Source organism: Variovorax sp. 770b2 (assembly GCF_900115685.1).
Taxonomy (GTDB): Bacteria; Pseudomonadota; Gammaproteobacteria; order Burkholderiales; family Burkholderiaceae_C; genus Variovorax.
The window spans coordinates 759215-775968 of sequence record NZ_FOXJ01000001.1 but is presented as its reverse complement, the minus strand read 5'-3'; the positions used below and the strand labels follow the sequence as shown (position 1 = coordinate 775968).

General features: G+C 63.4%; 17 protein-coding genes. 10 read left to right on the top strand and 7 right to left on the bottom strand.

Annotated elements, in window-relative coordinates; translation table 11 throughout:
* Window positions 1-100: 100 nt before the first annotated feature.
* Complete coding sequence (locus tag BM133_RS03435) at window positions 101-1108, top strand: alpha/beta fold hydrolase (RefSeq protein ID WP_093431654.1); 1008 nt, start codon at window positions 101-103, stop codon at window positions 1106-1108.
* A 33-nt stretch (window positions 1109-1141) separates the two neighbouring features.
* Here BM133_RS03435 and BM133_RS03430 read toward each other — a convergent pair whose 3' ends face one another.
* Together BM133_RS03430 and BM133_RS03425 are read right to left on the bottom strand one after the other, a co-directional pair.
* Window positions 1142-1882 carry a 3-oxoacyl-ACP reductase family protein gene (locus BM133_RS03430; RefSeq protein ID WP_093431653.1) on the bottom strand — a complete coding sequence of 247 codons (741 nt, stop codon included), beginning with the start codon at window positions 1880-1882 and terminating at the stop codon, window positions 1142-1144.
* Window positions 1883-1977: 95 nt separating this feature from the next.
* Complete coding sequence (locus BM133_RS03425) at window positions 1978-2556, bottom strand: TetR/AcrR family transcriptional regulator (RefSeq protein ID WP_093431651.1); 579 nt, start codon at window positions 2554-2556, stop codon at window positions 1978-1980.
* Between the two features lie 125 nt (window positions 2557-2681).
* Here BM133_RS03425 and BM133_RS03420 point away from each other — a divergent pair, with 125 nt between their 5' ends.
* Window positions 2682-4241 (top strand): cation:proton antiporter, encoded by a 1560-nt coding sequence (locus BM133_RS03420; protein ID WP_093431650.1) that lies wholly within the window; start codon window positions 2682-2684, stop codon window positions 4239-4241.
* A 137-nt stretch (window positions 4242-4378) separates the two neighbouring features.
* On the opposite strand, the gene ilvB is transcribed toward BM133_RS03420, so the two are convergent.
* Entirely contained in the window at window positions 4379-6205 is a 1827-nt protein-coding gene (gene ilvB / locus BM133_RS03415; protein ID WP_093431649.1) for a biosynthetic-type acetolactate synthase large subunit, read from the bottom strand.
* Window positions 6206-6327: 122 nt separating this feature from the next.
* Here ilvB and BM133_RS03410 point away from each other — a divergent pair, with 122 nt between their 5' ends.
* Both BM133_RS03410 and BM133_RS03405 read left to right on the top strand, forming a co-directional pair.
* Complete coding sequence (locus BM133_RS03410) at window positions 6328-6765, top strand: Lrp/AsnC family transcriptional regulator (RefSeq protein ID WP_093435010.1); 438 nt, start codon at window positions 6328-6330, stop codon at window positions 6763-6765.
* A gap of 46 nt (window positions 6766-6811) precedes the next feature.
* A complete protein-coding gene (locus tag BM133_RS03405) occupies window positions 6812-7459 on the top strand; it encodes a hypothetical protein (protein ID WP_093431647.1) in 648 nt (215 codons plus the stop codon).
* A 6-nt stretch (window positions 7460-7465) separates the two neighbouring features.
* Here the strand turns inward: BM133_RS03405 and BM133_RS03400 are convergent, their stop codons facing one another.
* On the bottom strand, window positions 7466-8458 hold the full coding sequence (locus BM133_RS03400) for an OmpA family protein (RefSeq protein ID WP_093435008.1): 993 nt from the start codon (window positions 8456-8458) through the stop codon (window positions 7466-7468).
* A gap of 142 nt (window positions 8459-8600) precedes the next feature.
* Here BM133_RS03400 and BM133_RS03395 point away from each other — a divergent pair, with 142 nt between their 5' ends.
* A complete protein-coding gene (locus BM133_RS03395; RefSeq protein ID WP_093431646.1) occupies window positions 8601-9725 on the top strand; it encodes a 3-deoxy-7-phosphoheptulonate synthase in 1125 nt (374 codons plus the stop codon).
* A gap of 73 nt (window positions 9726-9798) precedes the next feature.
* Window positions 9799-10179 carry a nuclear transport factor 2 family protein gene (locus BM133_RS03390; protein WP_093431644.1) on the top strand — a complete coding sequence of 127 codons (381 nt, stop codon included), beginning with the start codon at window positions 9799-9801 and terminating at the stop codon, window positions 10177-10179.
* Between the two features lie 106 nt (window positions 10180-10285).
* Here BM133_RS03390 and BM133_RS03385 read toward each other — a convergent pair whose 3' ends face one another.
* Together BM133_RS03385 and BM133_RS03380 are read right to left on the bottom strand one after the other, a co-directional pair.
* Complete coding sequence (locus BM133_RS03385; RefSeq protein WP_093431643.1) at window positions 10286-10966, bottom strand: hypothetical protein; 681 nt, start codon at window positions 10964-10966, stop codon at window positions 10286-10288.
* A gap of 105 nt (window positions 10967-11071) precedes the next feature.
* On the bottom strand, window positions 11072-12085 hold the full coding sequence (locus tag BM133_RS03380; RefSeq protein WP_093431641.1) for a patatin-like phospholipase family protein: 1014 nt from the start codon (window positions 12083-12085) through the stop codon (window positions 11072-11074).
* Window positions 12086-12877: 792 nt separating this feature from the next.
* Between BM133_RS03380 and BM133_RS03375 the strand changes: the two genes are divergently transcribed.
* The 4 genes from BM133_RS03375 (at window position 12878) to BM133_RS34480 (ending at window position 15846) form a co-directional block, all read left to right on the top strand.
* Window positions 12878-13150 carry a hypothetical protein gene (locus tag BM133_RS03375; RefSeq protein ID WP_093431640.1) on the top strand — a complete coding sequence of 91 codons (273 nt, stop codon included), beginning with the start codon at window positions 12878-12880 and terminating at the stop codon, window positions 13148-13150.
* 412 nt (window positions 13151-13562) lie between these two features.
* Window positions 13563-14669 (top strand): hypothetical protein, encoded by a 1107-nt coding sequence (locus BM133_RS34490; protein ID WP_143100074.1) that lies wholly within the window; start codon window positions 13563-13565, stop codon window positions 14667-14669.
* Window positions 14670-14863: 194 nt separating this feature from the next.
* The gene (locus tag BM133_RS34485) at window positions 14864-15259 is read left to right on the top strand and encodes a hypothetical protein (RefSeq protein WP_143100073.1); all 396 of its coding nucleotides are present in this window, start codon (window positions 14864-14866) and stop codon (window positions 15257-15259) included.
* The gene (locus tag BM133_RS34480; protein WP_143100072.1) at window positions 15259-15846 is read left to right on the top strand and encodes a hypothetical protein; all 588 of its coding nucleotides are present in this window, start codon (window positions 15259-15261) and stop codon (window positions 15844-15846) included. The genes BM133_RS34485 and BM133_RS34480 overlap by 1 nt, the downstream gene beginning before the upstream one ends.
* A 260-nt stretch (window positions 15847-16106) precedes the next feature.
* Here BM133_RS34480 and BM133_RS03370 read toward each other — a convergent pair whose 3' ends face one another.
* Window positions 16107-16706, bottom strand: a complete 600-nt coding sequence (locus tag BM133_RS03370) for a DUF308 domain-containing protein (RefSeq protein ID WP_093435007.1) — start codon at window positions 16704-16706, stop codon at window positions 16107-16109.
* Between the last annotated feature and the right edge of the window lie 48 nt (window positions 16707-16754).

The following is a 16754-nucleotide window of genomic DNA, read 5'->3' as shown; positions in this document are numbered from 1 at the left end:
CCTTCCTGTTTTTTCCTGTCATTTATATCGCATGCGATATTAATACACGCGATACGAATTCTCTTCTTCCATCTCCACCACGTCACCGAAGGAACGCACCATGTCACACGCAAAGAACTTGACCGCTACCCCGACCCGCCGCAACCTGCTGCTCGGTAGCGCCTCCGTCGCAGCCGGCGCCCTCGTGGGCACCGGCTTCTCCACCGCGGCATCCGCCGCTTCCACCGCTGCGCCGAAAGCCGGCGCGGCCTCTTCACTCCAAGGAAAGCAAGTCATGAGCAACACCATCGTCACCAAGGACGGCACCCAGCTTTACTTCAAGGACTGGGGCCCCAGCACCGGGCAAACCGTCGTCTTCAGCCACGGCTGGCCGCTCGACTCGGACAGCTGGGAATCGCAGATGCTCTTCCTCTCCTCGCTGGGCTACCGCACCGTGGCGCACGACCGCCGCGGCCACGGCCGCTCCAGCCAGCCATGGAACGGCAACGACATGGACACCTACGCCGACGACCTGGCCACCGTCATCGAGACGCTGGACCTGAAGAACATCGTGCTGGTCGGCTTCTCCACCGGCGGCGGCGAAGTGGCGCGCTACATCGGCCGCCATGGCACCAAGCGCGTCGCCAAGGCCGCACTCATTTCGGCCGTGCCGCCGCTCATGCTCAAGACCGCCGCCAACCCCGGGGGCCTGCCCATCGAAGTGTTCGACGGCCTGCGCGCCGCGCAGCTGGCCAATCGCTCGCAGTTCTACAAGGACGTGCCCTCGGGCCCCTTCTTCGGCTTCAACCGGCCGGGCGCCAAGGTGTCGCAGGGCCTCATCGATTCGTGGTGGGCGCAGGGCATGATCGGCGGCCACAAGAACACCTACGACTCGATCAAGGCGTTCTCCGAAACCGACTTCACCGAAGACCTGAAGAAGTTCGACGTGCCCACGCTCATCGTCCACGGCGACGACGACCAGATCGTGCCGATCGGCGCCGCGGGCCTGGCCTCGGCCAAGCTGGTGAAGAACAACAAGCTCATCGTCTACCCCGGCGCGCCGCACGGCCTGACCGACACGCACAAGGACAAGTTCAACGCCGACCTGCTGGCGTTCATCAAGTCCTGATCGGCCCGAGCGAGCGAATCGCCCGATGCGCGTTCAGGCGAGGTAGCCACCGTCCGCGGTGAGCGCCGCGCCCGTCACGAAGCCCGCATCGGGCCCTGCGAGATAGGCCACGAGGCTGGCGATCTCGCTGTCCTTTCCCATGCGCCCCAGGGAGATCAGCGAGCGCACGCGCTCGCCGATCTCGCCTTGAGGCGACATGTCGGTGTCGGTCGGCCCCGGCTGCACCACGTTCACCGTGATGCCGCGCGGGCCCAGGTCGCGCGCCAGGCCCCGCGTGAGCGAAGCCACCGCGCCCTTGGTCATGCTGTAGACCGACGAGCCCGCGAAGCCGCTGCGGTCCGCCGTCACGCTGCCGATGGTGATGACGCGCCCGCCCTCGCCCATGTGCGGCACCGCGGCCTGCGTGGCCACGAACACGGCGCGCACGTTGACGGCCACCATGCGGTCGAAGTCGGCGAGGTCGTAGGCATCCACCACGCCCGCAATCAATATGCCGGCGCTGTTGACCAGGATGTCGAGCCGCCCGAACGCCTCGGCCGCTTGCGACACCGCCTGCTGCACGGCCTTCGCGTCGGCGCTGTCGGCCTTGATGGCCAAAGCCTTGCCGCCTTGCGCCCGGACTTCGCCCACGAGCGCCCTGGCCTTGTCGTCCGAGGCGGCATAGGTGAACGCGACGGCCGCGCCATCGTTCGCAAGGCGGCGCACGATGGCGGCGCCAATGCCGCGAGAGCCGCCCGTGACCAGCGCGGCCTTGCCTGCGAGTGTGTTTGGCATGATGAGAATCTTCCTTTTTTAACGGATCGTTCGATCCATAATAGAACCAAAAAATGCGCCCTGAAAAGGCGCTCCTGCTTGCTGCCCGCAGCCTGCTACTTCAGGCTTCGAAGCGCCATCCGCGCCACGCCGCGCAGCGTCTCGACGGGCGCGCCCCCACGTGCCGAAATCTTGAGCCCCGAGAGCGTGGCCGACATGAACTGCGCGGCATCCCGCGTGTCCACGCCCTTGCCGATCTCGCCCGCCGCCTTGGCCTCGGCGATGCGGCGCTCGATCGCGGACAGCAAGGTGCGCGCCGCCGTATCGGTGAGCAGCGAGACCTCCGCATCCGAACGTCCGAACTCGCAAATGGCCCCGATGCCCAGGCAGCCCGGCTCGGCGTCGGTGCTCGCCTTGGAGGCCATGGCCATCAGCATCGCCTCCAGCCCCTTCAGCGCCGAGCCCGGGCCGTTGAGCGTGCGGATCTGTTCGGCCACGCTGCCCGCGACGTAGTACTGCAGCGCCTCCAGGTACAGCTTTCGCTTGTCGCCGAAGGTGTCGTACATGCTCTGGCGGCTGATGCCCATGGCCTTGAGCAGCACCTCGGTGGAGGTGCCGTCGTAGCCGAGGTTGGAGAACACGGGGATCGCGCCCTGCAGGGCGGTCTCGCGGTCGAATGCTTTGGGTCGGGCCATGGGCGGGGAGTATAGATAATTCTGGACTCTATTGTCCTGAACTGGCCAATGACCCTCTATTTTCTCTTCGACCCGCGCGCTCCTCTTAGTATTCGCCGAACAACATGAAGACCTGAGGAGCCCTCGTGGACATCTTCGAAAACGTCCTGCTCATGCTGGTGGCGGCCTGCCTGCTGCTGCAGCTCTCGCGCCGCCTCGCGCTGCCCTACCCGTCGCTGCTGGCGCTGGCCGGCGTCGGGCTCGGCGCGATGCCTTGGGTGCCGCACATCCATTTCGATCCGCACCTGGCGCTCGCGCTGTTCATCGCCCCCGCCCTGCTCGACTCGGCCTTCGACACCTCGCCGCGCGAGCTGCGACGCAACTGGATGCCGCTGGTCTCGCTGGTGCTGGTGGCGGTGCTGCTCACCACCGCCGTGGTGGCCTGGGCCGGCTGGGCCTTCGCGGGGCTGCCGCTGGCCGCGGCCATCACGCTCGGCGCCATCGTCGCGCCGCCCGATGCGGTGGCCGCGGCGGCGGTGATGCAGCAGTTCCGCATTCCGCGGCGCACGCTGTCGCTCATCAACGGCGAGAGCCTGCTCAACGATGCGGTCGCGCTGCTGGTGTTCGGCGTGGCGGTGTCGGCGGCGGGCGCGGGGCACCAGCCCATTTCGAGCTCGCTGCCGATGCTGCTGGTGGCGGTGCCGGGCGGCGCGGTGGCCGGCCTCCTGCTCGGCAAGATCTACCTGCAGCTCATCAGCCCGCTCTTCGCGGGCACGCGCTCGGCCATCATCTTCCAGTTCGTGATGACCTTTGCGGCGTGGATCGTCGCCGAGCGGCTGCACCTGTCGCCCATCATCTCGGTGGTCGCCTTCGGCATGAAGCTGGGCCAGTACGCGCCGAGCCGCAGCACGCCGCGGGACCGGGTGCAGTCGTATGCGGTGTGGGGCGCGGTGGTGTTCACGCTCAACGTGCTCGCGTTCTTCCTCATGGGGCTGCAGGCGCGCGGCATCCTCGACCGCCTCTCGGGCCCCGCGCTCGTGCACGCGCTGCAGTTCGCGGGCCTCGTGCTCGCGCTGGTCATCGCGGTGAGGGTGGCGTGGGTGATGTTCTACGGGGCGGTGATGCGCACGGTGAAGCACCGGCTGGGCCTGAAGCCCAAGGGCATCTCGATTCCTTCGAAGCGCATCGGCTTTCTCGTCGGCTGGTCGGGCATGCGCGGGCTGGTCACCATGGCCACGGCCTTTGCGCTGCCGGCGGATTTTCCGGGGCGCGACCTCATCGTGCTGAGCGCGTTCGCGGTGGTGCTCGGCACGCTGGTGATCCAGGGCTTCACCATCGGACCGCTGATCAGGGCGCTGAAGATCGAGCCCGACGAATCGCAGGACAAGGAGGTCTCGCTCGCGCGCATCGCGATGATGGACGCGGCGCTGTCCGCACTCGAAGCGCAGCCCGGCGGCGAGGCCGGTGCCGTGCGCGACGAATACCGCGCCGCGCGGACCATCGCCGCCGACGAAAGCCAGCCGCAGGCCCGCACCGCGCACGACCGCCTGCGCGCCACGGCGATCCGCGCGCAGCGCCAGGCGCTCGAAGTGCTGCGCGAGAGCGGACAGATCGAGGACGACACCTACCACCGGCTCGAAGAGGAGATGGACTGGGCCGAGCTCAACGCCATCCCCACCAACGACGTGCGCTTGCAGAGCGTGTAGCGCCCGCTTGCGCCTCCTCTTGCTCCCTCCCCCTCTGGGGAGGGTTGGGGTGGGGGCAAGCAGCGCATCCATCGAGTGCTCTGCCTGCCCCCATCCCAGCCTTCTCCCAAAGGGGGAAGGCGCAATGCAACCGGGCATCACGCCTCCTCGTACCACCGGTCCTTCGCCAGCATCACCCGGTGGTGCCCATGCCCCGACGGCATCATCGGAAAGCAGTTCTCCTGCGCCGCCACCTGCACGTCGAGAAAGAACGGCCCGTCGCTCGCCAGGCACTCGGCCAGCGCGGCTTCGAGTTCGGCAGGGTCCGACACCCGCCGCGCCCCCCAGCCGAACGCCTTCGCCAGCGCCACGAAATCCGGCAGCGCCTCGTTCCAGCTGTGGCTCAGGCGATTGCCGTGGTTCAGCTCCTGCCACTGCCGCACCATGCCCATGTAGCCGTTGTTGCAGAGCACCAGCTTCACCGCCGTGCGGTGCTGCACGGCGGTCGACAGCTCCTGGATGTTCATGAGCACCGAGGCATCGCCGCTCACGCACACGCACAGCGCATCGGGGTGGCCGATCTGCGCGCCGATGGCCGCGGGCAGCCCATAGCCCATCGTGCCCGCGCCGCCCGAGGTGAGCCAATGGCGCGGGCTGTCGAAGCGCAGGTACTGCGCGGCCCACATCTGGTGCTGGCCCACGTCGGTCGAGACGATGGTGTCGCGGCCCGTGGCGGCGGTGGCCTGCTGCAGCGAGGTCATCAACTGCTGCGGCAGGATGGCATCGGCGCGCGGCGCGAACTTCAAGCAGTCTTCGGCACGCCAGCGCTCGATGCGCGCCCACCACGGCGCGAGCCGCTCGGGCGCAAAGCCCTCGGCGGGCAGCAGCGCCAGCACCGCATCGAGGATCGCCGCGCAGTCGCCCACCATCGGCACATCGACCTGCACGATCTTGTTGATGCTCGCGGGGTCGATGTCGATGTGGATCTTTCGCGCATGCGGGCAGAACTCGTCCAGCTTGCCCGTCACGCGGTCGTCGAAGCGCGCGCCGACGCACACCACCAGGTCGGCCTCGTGCATCGCAAGGTTCGCTTCCAGGTTGCCGTGCATGCCCAGCATGCCGATGAACTTCGCATCCGATGCGGGGAAAGCGCCCAGGCCCATCAGCGTCAGCGTGCAGGGCGCGTGCAGGCGGTGCACCAGCTGCGTGAAGGCCTCGCAGGCCGCGGGCCCCGAGTTGATGAGCCCGCCGCCGCCATAGAGCACCGGCCGCCGCGCGGTCGAGAGCAGGTCGGCCGCACGCTGCAGCATCGCCCTGGGTGGCAGCACCGCCCTGCTCGTGCGCAGCGGACGCAGCGGACGCAGCGGATGCATCGGATGCATCGCACGCAAGGGCGTCGAAGTGCCACCCAGGCGCATGAGCTGGATGTCCTTCGGCACATCGAGCAGCACCGGCCCCGGCCGGCCCGACGATGCGATTTCCAGCGCGCGGCGCACCAGCGCCGGCACGTCGTCCGCCGCGCGCACCTGCTGGTTCCACTTGGTCACCGGGCGCGACATGCCCAGCGCATCGCTCTCCTGGAAGGCCTGCGTGCCGATCACCGCCGTGGCCACCTGCCCGCTGATGCACAGCACCGGCACCGAATCGCTCATCGCATCCAGGAGCCCCGTGATCGTGTTGCCCACCCCCGGCCCCGAGGTGACCAGCACCACGCCGACCCGCCCCGTGCTGCGCGCATAGCCCTCGGCCGCATGCACCGCGGCCTGCTCGTGGCGCACCAGCACGTGGCGCAGGCGCGGCTCGCCGTGCAGCGCGTCGTACAGCGGCAGCGCGGCGCCGCCGGGGTAGCCGAAGATCGTGTCCACGCCGCACTCGACCAGCGTATCGAGCAGGGCCTCCGCCCCGTTGCGCACGCGGGCGGGCGCCTCGGGGTGAAGGGACAAGGAGGGCGTGAGGGGTAGAAGGTTTGGATCAAGCAATCTCATGCCGTCAATTCTTCCGCTTCTGAGGCAGAATTTGCTTCTTTCTTTTGGCTCTTTAGGTCCAATTTATGAAAACCAATCGGAAAACAGCCACATCCGAAGAAGGATCTTTCGACAAGATCGACATGGCCATCCTCCGCGTGCTGTTGCTCGACTCGCGCAAGACCCTGCAGGAGATCGGCAACGAGGTCGGCCTCTCGCCCACCAGCTGCTGGACGCGCATCAAGAAGCTGGAGGCGCAGGGCGTCATCAAGCGCTACACCGTCGCCATCGATCCGGCCAAGCTGGGCTATCACGATTCGGTGATCGTGCAGGTCACGCTGGAGAGCCACACCGACGAAACCCTCTACGACTTCGGCCGCGTGCTCGCAACCATTCCCGAGATCCAGGAGGCGTATCTGGTCTCGGGCGACTACGACTACTACATCCGCATCGCCGTGCGCGACACGCGCGACTACGAACGGCTCCTGCGCGAGAAGCTCTACAAGATCCCCGGCATCCGCCACAGCAAATCGCACTTCGTGCTGCGGGTGCTCAAGGAAACCAGCGTGCCCGTCATCTGAAGGTGCGAACATCGCCTTGAACTGAACTCCCCCAAAGGATCTTCGGATGTTCGATTTCCTCAAGAAGAAAAAGCCGCCGGCCCCGGCCGCCGCCACGACTGCGAACGGCGGCCCCGCCGTTCCCCTGCCCCTTGCCGGACGCAAGGGACACGTCGGCGCCATCGAGGCGGTGACGCTGGACGGCACGATGTATTTCTTCGGCTTCGACTTCGGCCGCGACCTGGTGCTCTCGCCGCTCATCGCCGACATCGACCTGGCGGCGCGCTTCGCGAGCCAGCACATGACGCAGCGCGATGGCGCGCACGACGAGGCCTACTGGCGCGAGCTCGCGGGCTACGCGGTCGAGGGCTCCGAGCTGGCCTCCGAACCGGCGAGCCGCACGTTCAGCACCGCGTCGCTGGCCGCGGCTGTCGCGCGCCTGGCCCGCGTGCGCCGCGAAGGCACGGCCGAGCCGGGCTTCGCCATCGAATACCACCTGCGTTATCTGCTCGGCGCGGCGGGCGGATGGGAAGTGCCGGAAGAAGCCGGCGCCGAAGACGCCGACGAATGGATCGACGTCATCAGCGGCAACGAGCCACTGGCCGAAGGCACGACGCTCGCGGACATCGCCGGCCGCCTGCAGGCGCACCTGAACGCGCTGGTCGATGCCGCGCCCGGCAACTGGTCCACGACGTTCGCGGTGTTGAAGGGCTGAGGCGGATCAAAGCCGCACCAGCTCGACCCGCCGATTCTTCGCACGCCCCGATTCGTTGTCGTTCGGCGCCACCGGCTCGGCCGCGCCGGCACCGCGCGTGGTGAAGCGGCGCGGGTCCACGCCCGCCTTCACCAACACGCCGATCACCGCGACCGCGCGGCGCTTGGAAAGATCGTCGTTGTGTTTCGCCTCCCCTTGCGCATCGGTGTGCCCCACCACAGAGAGCTTGAGCGGCGGGTTGTTGCGCATGAGCTTGGTCATCTCGTCCAGCGTGGGCTGCGACTCGGGGCGGATCACGTCCTTGTCCAGGTCGAACAGGATGCCGTAGAGGTTGATGCGCCCCGTCTCGGCCAGGCTCTTCTGCATCGCCGAGGCATCGACGAACACGATCTTGTCGCCCTCCATCGCCTTGCTTTCGACCACGCGCACGAAGGCATGGTTGCCGACATCGGCGTTGTGCTCGGCCAGCGCGATGCTCGCGTACACGGTGCCCGTGGGGCCGGTCTTCCTGGCGAGCAGGTAACGGCCGCTCACTGAAAAATAGTTGCGCACGTAGTCGCCGCCCTTGCCCAGGCGCGGCCACTCGGGGTCGTCGAAGGCCAGCGCAAAGTCGTAGGGCGTGTTGGTGTCCACGCTGTTGGGCCGCTTCTGGTAGCAGGAGGCATTGGCCGTGCCGCAGGTGAAGAGCACCTCGAAGCCCTTGGCCTTCAGGCTCGACTCGTAGTTGCGCTGCACCTCCAGGGTCGAGCGCCCATCGGGCAGCTTGTAGTGATAGAGCGAGATCTTGCCCTCCAGCTTGAGCAGCTCGGGCTTGCCGCCGCCCCAGTTCTGGAACGGCTCCTTGATGAGGCCGACCTCGTCGAAGGCCATGACCTTGGTGCCGTCGAGCACCGCGCCTTCGTAGCGGCCGACAAGCGGATGGTCTTTCTCGGGCGGCGCGGCGGCGAAGGCGGCCAGGCCAAGCGTGGCCGTGGCGGCGAAGAAGGCGAGCTTTTTCATCAAGGGCATCGAGAAGAGCAAAGAAATGAGCGGTGGTGTCCGGGATGCTAGGACGGCCCCCCGCCGTTGTGCATTCGACGGATGGCCTATGCCGTGGACAATCGCGCCAACGCCCTCCGAAACCAAATTCAAAGCCACGACCATGCCCCGCCTCGACGACCCTCTCCACGATGCCGAAATCGGCTCCCGCGACAGCACGCTCGACACCACCCGGATCGACGACGTGCGCATCGGCGCCGTCCGCCCGCTCATCACCCCCGCGCTGCTGCAGGAGCGCGTGCCCGTGCGCGACAACACGCTCGCGCTGGTCGAAGGCAGCCGCGCGGCCATTGCCGACGTGCTGCACGATCGCGACGATCGCCTGGTGGTCGTGGTCGGCCCCTGCTCCATCCACGACCACGACCAGGCCATCGAATACGCGCAGCGCCTGAAGAAGGTCGCCGATTCGCTGCAGGACGACTTGCTGATCGTGATGCGCGCCTATTTCGAGAAGCCGCGCACCACCGTCGGCTGGAAGGGCTACATCAACGACCCGCACCTGGACGGCAGCTTCGCGATCAACGAAGGGCTGGAGCGCGCGCGGCGCCTGCTGCTCGAACTCACCACGCTGGGCCTGCCGACCGGCACCGAGTTTCTCGACCTCCTGAGCCCGCAGTTCATTGCCGACCTGATCGCCTGGGGCGCCATCGGCGCGCGCACCACCGAGAGCCAGAGCCACCGGCAACTCGCCTCGGGCCTGAGCTGCCCGGTGGGCTTCAAGAACGGCACGGACGGCAGCGTCAAGGTCGCGGCCGACGCCATCCTGGCGGCCCGCGCGCCGCATGCCTTCATGGGCATGACCAAGATGGGCATGGCCGCGATCTTCGAGACCCGCGGCAACGACGATTGCCACGTGATCCTGCGCGGCGGCAAGACCCCCAACTATTCGGCCGCGGACGTCGAATCCAGCTGCCAGGCGCTGCTGGCGAACGGCCTTCGGCCGCAGGTGATGATCGACGTCTCGCACGGCAACAGCAGCAAGCAGCACCAGCGGCAGATCGTGGTGGCCGAGGACGTGGCCGCGCAGATCGCGGCCGGCGAACGGCGCATCACGGGCCTCATGATCGAAAGCCATCTCGAAGAGGGGCGGCAGGATTTGAAGCCCGGCGTGGCGCTCAAGCACGGCGTTTCGATCACCGATGCCTGCATCGGCTTTGCGCAGACCGTGCCGGTGCTCGAGGGACTGGCTTCTGCGGTCAAGACGCGGCGGCGGCTGACAAAGGCGTAAAGCCTCCGGACGCTTACTCGTTGGCAAGGCACCGGTGCATCGTGCATGCGGGCCGCACGCAGGAGAGCGCCGGATGTCAGTGACACACAAAACGATTCTGGAGAAGGCCAACGCGGCCATCGCCGAAGGCGACTACGAAGGGTTCCTCGCGTTCTGCACCGAGGACACCGAATGGACCTTCGTGGGCGACCGCACGCTCAGCGGCAAGGAAGCCGTTCGCCAGTGGATGGCGACCGCGTACAAGGCGCCGCCCCGGCTCGAGGTGCATCGCCTGATCGCGGAGGGCGACATCGTCGCGGCCTTCGGCGAGATCACGCTGAAGGATGAAGCCGGCAAGGACACGCGCCACGCTTACTGCGATGTGTGGCGCTTTCGCGAGGGCAGGATGGCCGAGCTGCATGCCTTCGTCATCGAGGGGTCCTTGCAAGGCGAGGCTGCTGCGCAAAAGCGCTGACTACCGCGAGCTGCGAATGTCTGTTTGCCTGCTGCAGCGGGTCGAGTTGGCAACCACGACGGGCAACAGCGAGACGACGCAGCCGACCCCCACCCATCCGCCCAAGTCAATTCGCCGCGAAGCAATACATCAACCCAGCGCTACCACTCATCTTGAGTTGGTCGACGCTGCAGCCGCGCGTCCCGTGCGAGGAGTTCCACGACGCATTGGCGACTGGATCGGGATTCGTGCCCTTGTGGTCGTGGTGACCCACGATGGCGGAGCCGCCGTCGCTCTTGGTCCAGTTGCCGCACGTGGTGTCCTTGCCGGCATCGGGCACGGCCAGGGTGCCGTCGGGGCGCGAGCCGGTGAGGATGTCGTGGCGGTTGACCGCATCGCCGAAGCCCGAGACGACCTCGCCCTTCTCGGTGAGCGAGGTGTCCTTGCCGACCTTGGCGTTGGCGCTGTGCAGGTCGGCCACGCCGGTGGCGACGACCACGCCCTTGGCGCTGGTCCACGGACCGGTGCCGATGCGGTCGCGCGCATTGACAGCCGGTTGCCCGTTCGCGGCCGTGGTGCTCAGGTAAGCGCGCCACGTCTTGCTGCCCGCCCCCGCGCTGGTGGCCAGCGACTGGCAGAAGCGGTCGGCGCCGGCCAGGCCGCCCAGGTCGCCGCCCTTGCCGGGGTTGACGCTCGTGATGAAGAAGCTCATGGCGTTGCCGCCCGATGAACCCATGGCACCGCAACCGATGATCAGTGCGGCCGCTGCGACGGCAGCGCCAGTGGAAAGAAGCAAGCGACTGGGCATCGGGACACTCCTGGCATTGATGGAGCCGGGAGGCTACCGCACCGCAGTGCAAGCGGCAACCCGGGCCCGCGCCCCACGCACGCCCCACGCACGCCCCCCGCCCGCTCACGCCCAGTTCTGCTCCACCCAGTTGCGCACCGCCGCCCACGCGGGCGTCTTGATGTAGTTCTGCGTCGCGCTTACCAGCTCGCCCACATTCTTGTAATCGTCCAGGGCGAAGGGTTGGGCCAGCGGCACGTTGCCGCGCATGTAGTTGTTGCCCAGCAGTTGCTGCGCCTGGATCGCCGCCAGTTGCGCGGTCGCATCCATCGTGAGGTTGAGCAGCGCCGTCGCCGGCACCGGCCCATTGCTGAACGGCCACAGCCAGTGCGTGACGCCCCAGGCCAGCGGATCGGGCACCGAGGCAGGCGGCACGCCCACCGGATTGGCGCCCGTGCCCAGCGATAGCATCACGATGTCCGATGTGCCGGTCGCGTAGCCCTGGTAGATCGCTTCCACCATGGCCGTCATCGAGGGGTTGTTGGCGAAGGTGCCGCCGTCGGCGAAGTAGCCCAAGCCGCCCACCTGGTACGGCGGAAAGTACGTCGGCGCGGCCGAGGTGGCGAGCGCCGCGTCCACCATGCTCACGTCGCGGTAGGTGTTGTTCCCGCCGTTGGAGAGGGTGCATGGCGCCCAGCTGTTGTCGCTCGCGTCCCACAGCCGCGCGGAGTTGACGGCCACGAAGCGCTTCGCCGACGACAGTGCGCCGGTGCCCACCAGTTGCTGCGCCACCTTCTGCAAGCCGGTGTTGACGTACTGGCTCTTGAAGATGCCCGGGCCGCTGCCCAGCAGCTCTTCGGTCGACTGCGCCGGCCGCCGGTCTTGCTGCTTGGCCTGTGCGTCCAGCAACCAGCCGTTGGGCTCGAAGATGGTGGCGCCCTGGTTCTCGTAGAGATCGACGATGGCGTCGATGTCCACGCCGCTCACCAGGCCCAGCGAGATCAGGCCACCGGTGGACGTGCCGGCAAAACCGTTGGCGTTCTTGACGATGCCGAAGCTGCGGTCCAGGTCCTGGATCAGCAGCGCAGTGATGACGCCACGGATGCCGCCGCCGTCGCAGCAGAGAATCTTGAAAGACATGGCAGTGCTCCTTGCTTGAGTGAGTGAATCGATCACAGATGCTTCGCCCGTCCCCGACGTGACGGGGATGCCCCGATGCCGACGCAGGGCGCGCAACAGACCGAAGGCCACGCGCCCTGCGCTCTCTTCGTTCAGGCCGAGCAGTGGCGTTGAAGAAAGCCATCGCCTTGCCCGTTTGCGCCCGCGCCGGAAACCGAACCTGGGCACTGTGGCGCATCTTCGTTCGCCGATCCATTTCACGTGATTACAGGCGCTGACCGGTTCCGGCCAGCCTCGCTCATCGAGCGGCAAGCGTCGTTTGCGTTCTTTGACTCGATCGACGCGCGCTCTTGGCTGGAAAGCTTCAGTGCGCCGCTTGCAAGTGCAGTGCGCCCCTCAAGAATACGCAGACACCTGCCAGCGGCACGACGACATTGCGCCGGCACGAGGCGATGCCTGCCCGATGGCGCGCTCGTTGCCTGCCGATGGAGCTCTCATTGCCTGCCCGTTTGCCCGCGTGACGCTTGGCAACCATTGACCCGTGCGATTCGAGAACTACTAGCGAATTCAGCGATGCCGCCCTCACCGCGCATCACTAAAGTGAATGCCCCAGTCACTCGACGCCCCACACAGTGGGCAAGGAAGGCAGCACCACAACACACCCGGATGGATGAACCGCTTCGCCTCGCGGCGGGCCATCGGTGCGATGCGCATTCGATGGAGAACGCGGGGCACAAAAGGCGACGGCCGGGGTGCAGAGACACCCCGACCGTCTGACCACATGACGTGCAACTTTTAAGGAAAGCACAACAAATGGCTGATCGAATTATGGCCGGGCGTCCCACGCCCTCATTCCGCGGCACCTGGACCACTCCCCCAGACGGGCCCAGCGCGGCGGATCTTCTTGAGAACAAGCTGACCCAGTTGAAGTCGCTGCTCTGGTGCTGCTACGGCGACGGCATCGACTGGTTCGATGGCGCGGGGCCGAAGCATCTGGACAACGTGATCTGGCTGGTAGCGGATCTGGTGGATGAGGCGGGGGAGTTGCACCAGCGGTGTGAGCGCGAGCGGGCCGGACCAAACTGATTTCAGTAAACGCGGGCTGACAACGAAATGCAAGCGCCAGCGCATGCGACGCACTGTTATATGCGCTCGGCGCCTCTCGAACTAGAAATCCTCGCACACACGTCCTGTGCGCTTTGCGAGATCGAATGCGCTTTGCGATGTCGCGCTGAAAGTACCCGAAAGCGCTGAGCTCCCCGAGCACGCGGCCATTCGGCTTGAGTCAACCTGCGCATCCGCTAGCCAGTTAGCACTTGTCGATCATTCAATCTAGGTCACGTTACTTTCAAAAACTCAAGGTCAACGCCCCGCCCGCGTGAGCAGACAATAGGACCGTTGAAAAATGATCAATGATTCAAAGCGAAACAACACAACGCCTTAGCCCTAAATCTCTTTAGCTTTCCCGTCAATCAGGCCCAACCCAAACAGATCAACCATGACAATAAAACAAGATTTCTTCGTGAATCCAGATACTCGCTTAGCTATTAACCGGGCACTGACAGAAGTAGAGGCGATTGAAAAGCAAATCTCGGGCAATGACTTTTTTCAAGGTCTGGCCAACCAGGTTTCAATTTTCTTGCGCATCCTCACAGGCCAAGCCAATGCAGCCGCATTCGATGACGCATGCCAATACTCAATCCAAAACGGCAAAGAAGCGTTTCTTGGCGCCTTGAAACCTGGAAGTGGAAATGAATTCGGAGATTGGCTAGAACGGCTTGCTATTCATTTATACCGATTATCACTGGAATTTGATCTCACATATTCACCAGCCGATGAATTCCCCTCAGAGCTTAGTTCATTTAATGAGTTTATGAAGGCGACGGTTGAAAATTTTCTGCCGCAATACGCAAATCAAATCAAAAAACTGGAAGAACGCATTAGCCTTCTAGTTGCCAAATTTGTCCTAAATGACCCAGATCTAAAAAATTTCAGAAACCTGCGGCAATACTCTGCGGAAATTGAGAACAAATTTACCGGCTGGGAAAAAATCCTGACAAACAGCACCCAAAAAGTCGATCAGCTTCAAAAAAACCTATCTCGCCATGAACAAGAGCTAAACTTTGTAGGACTAGCCGACGGTTTTAAAAGCTTACTGAAGAAGAAGAACTCCCAGTTAAAGATACTCAGGTGTCTAATAGCTTTTTTTGGGATATTAGTCCTCGCCCCAATTGGATTTGAATTTCATCACATTACATCAAATAATATTAATATAATTTCACAATGGCCAATGCTGGCCGCAACGACTATTCCAGCAATTTCTTTAGTTTTGATATTTCTCTATTTCTTTAGAATTGTCATGCGCAATTCGGATTCAACTCGCTCCCAAATACTTCAACTTGAGTTGCGCCTCACGCTGTGTCAGTTTGTAGAAAGCTATACAAAATTCGCCATCGAAGCGAGAAAAACCAACAACGAACTTCTGAATAAGTTTGATGCCATTATTTTCTCTAGCATTGTCGGTTCAGATGAAAAAATACCGCCAACCTTTGAGGGTGCGGAGCAGTTAATGAATCTTGTAAAAAATCTAGCCCCTAGCAAATAATCTGAATCCGGTTCAGTTACGACGACGTGCCGCTGTCGACGTGCGACTATGCAGAAGAATGAACGTAGATGCCTGGTTCAACAGCTCCCGATCACTTCGCGTTCATACGGCGTATGTGGCCCGACCAAATAACGCTAGGTGCTATGCGCCACAAGAGGCAAAATCGGCGCCACGTGAAACAGAGTGAGGAAAAATTGACCAACGAAAACGCAAACAATCTGGCGAAATTTCTTCAAGCGAGCACCAGAAATAATCGCGAAAATATTCCAACTAATTTCGGTTTATTGAATGCACTTGCCCGCCCTGAAGCAACGGGCTTGTACTTTAATGGAAAAACCATCCACCTAGACGGTTACAGATTTTCCGGCTGTCGATTCGATAATTGCGTGTTAATTATGGCATCGACAAATTTTGAAATGACAAATTGCGTTATCGATAAGACCACTTCGATTCGATATGCGGGCGGCTTATCAAAAGTCCTGCAGCTTTTTCTGAGTAAGTACGAATGGGCTCCTCTCCATTTTCCTCAGCCATTTATTGCAACGCAACATAGCTCAGGTGGTATCTCTCTGGAAGATCGAGGCGAATAATGGACGCAAACGCCTCCGCAGAGTTCAAGGCGCATGTTGGAGTAAAACCGATTCGCAGCCAAGTTGTACTTGTGGCTCTTATTGGCGTCGCTGCCATTTCTCTTATTTGCACGACCATTCTGCTAGCCACGGGCAATATGGCAGGCTTGGCTTTATTAGTGTTTGCTTTCACGGCACTAGGCGCGTCCTTATACGGATGGTTAAAATCCCAATCTGACGCTGATTTAGATCAAGCACATCCGACGGCAGTCACCACATCAGGCGGGACTTTGATTTCAACCGACACCCGGACGTTGCGATCATCAGAAAGTGTTGCCGGCCTAGTTCGACTGGTTGAATTACTTCATCGGCAGCCTTTGCCACCGGCGAGCGGCATGCTTGATGCCAAATCTCAAATTATTGAGGGCTCAGAAGCAATTGCGATTGAGGCGGTCATGCGAATTAACGGCGAAACACAAAGCCAGACAAACGAAGTTTTAGACGCTCTCCGAATGTCACAGATTAAAGAAGGGGTCGCTCAGAGCTCCGTTAATGAAAAAGATACGCACGGACCGGAAATTTCGCTGCCTGAAGCAAAAACGGTGTAGTTGGCACGAAGATTAAGATCCGTACTTTAAACGCAAGCGATATTGGCTTGCTTTGTCATTTGGCTAAAGCATTCGCGCGAGAATTTGCACATCAACTCTGCTTTCCCAATCGCTTGGGTATCAAAATTTGAACTACCACTCGTCCGAGGGTTATACCGCCCCGTCATTCGTCAAAGTCGGCGCACCTGCGCACCTCCCGTCTGCAAGCGAGCGCCCTTGCATGTAGAGAAGAGACGTTTCACGCTCTGCCTGGGCGCATGTCAAACCTCCCGGGGAGCCAATCTTTCGTGCCGACCTTTGGCCCTCTGAATCCAAATCACAGCGCCAGAAATTAAAAAGTAAACCGCCCCCACCCCCGCATACCCCGCAAACGTCTGCACCACAGGCGCCGCACTCCCCTGCTGCGCCACAAAGAACCCGCCAGCCAGCGCAGACTGCGCCCCGCTCAACATCATCACCCACTGCCCCCGATCGCCCTTGCGCCGACGGATCGCAGTCGCCAGTTGAAGCAGCCCCGCCACGATCGCCCACACCCCGAAGATCGCCAGAATGATCTGCAGCTTGAGCCCCAGCGAAACCGCAACGGCCACGGTGACCAGCGCGCTCATCCAGGCGTTCAAGACCTGCGTGGGGTTGGCCTTCGCGCCCCCCGTCATCCGGGCGTCCCACAGGTTCGCCAGCGCGTCCCACGCGGGGTAGACGACGAGCAGCGCGGTCGCGACGACGGGCGAGCCCTTGGCGACGGTGAACGCGAGCGCGACCCATGCGAAGGAAAACGCGGCGCGAGTGAAGTAGAGCTTGCGAAGCCACGCGGCTCGCTGAAGTGAAGAGGGGTTGGTGTTGGTGTTGGTGTCGGTCATGGCAATGGCGGTGAAGACCGCGGGATTGAAAAAGAAGAAGAGGAAGAA

Coding starts and splice junctions, on each gene's coding strand:
- BM133_RS03370 (WP_093435007.1), bottom strand. CDS start 16,706: ATGACCGACACCAACACCAACACCAACCCCTCTTCACTTCAGCGAGCC.
- BM133_RS03385 (WP_093431643.1), bottom strand. CDS start 10,966: ATGCCCAGTCGCTTGCTTCTTTCCACTGGCGCTGCCGTCGCAGCGGCC.
- BM133_RS03400 (WP_093435008.1), bottom strand. CDS start 8,458: ATGAAAAAGCTCGCCTTCTTCGCCGCCACGGCCACGCTTGGCCTGGCC.
- BM133_RS34480 (WP_143100072.1), top strand. CDS start 15,259: ATGGACGCAAACGCCTCCGCAGAGTTCAAGGCGCATGTTGGAGTAAAA.
- BM133_RS03390 (WP_093431644.1), top strand. CDS start 9,799: ATGTCAGTGACACACAAAACGATTCTGGAGAAGGCCAACGCGGCCATC.
- ilvB (WP_093431649.1), bottom strand. CDS start 6,205: ATGAGATTGCTTGATCCAAACCTTCTACCCCTCACGCCCTCCTTGTCC.
- BM133_RS03435 (WP_093431654.1), top strand. CDS start 101: ATGTCACACGCAAAGAACTTGACCGCTACCCCGACCCGCCGCAACCTG.
- BM133_RS03395 (WP_093431646.1), top strand. CDS start 8,601: ATGCCCCGCCTCGACGACCCTCTCCACGATGCCGAAATCGGCTCCCGC.
- BM133_RS03380 (WP_093431641.1), bottom strand. CDS start 12,085: ATGTCTTTCAAGATTCTCTGCTGCGACGGCGGCGGCATCCGTGGCGTC.
- BM133_RS03430 (WP_093431653.1), bottom strand. CDS start 1,882: ATGCCAAACACACTCGCAGGCAAGGCCGCGCTGGTCACGGGCGGCTCT.
- BM133_RS03375 (WP_093431640.1), top strand. CDS start 12,878: ATGGCTGATCGAATTATGGCCGGGCGTCCCACGCCCTCATTCCGCGGC.
- BM133_RS03405 (WP_093431647.1), top strand. CDS start 6,812: ATGTTCGATTTCCTCAAGAAGAAAAAGCCGCCGGCCCCGGCCGCCGCC.
- BM133_RS34490 (WP_143100074.1), top strand. CDS start 13,563: ATGACAATAAAACAAGATTTCTTCGTGAATCCAGATACTCGCTTAGCT.
- BM133_RS03410 (WP_093435010.1), top strand. CDS start 6,328: ATGGCCATCCTCCGCGTGCTGTTGCTCGACTCGCGCAAGACCCTGCAG.
- BM133_RS03425 (WP_093431651.1), bottom strand. CDS start 2,556: ATGGCCCGACCCAAAGCATTCGACCGCGAGACCGCCCTGCAGGGCGCG.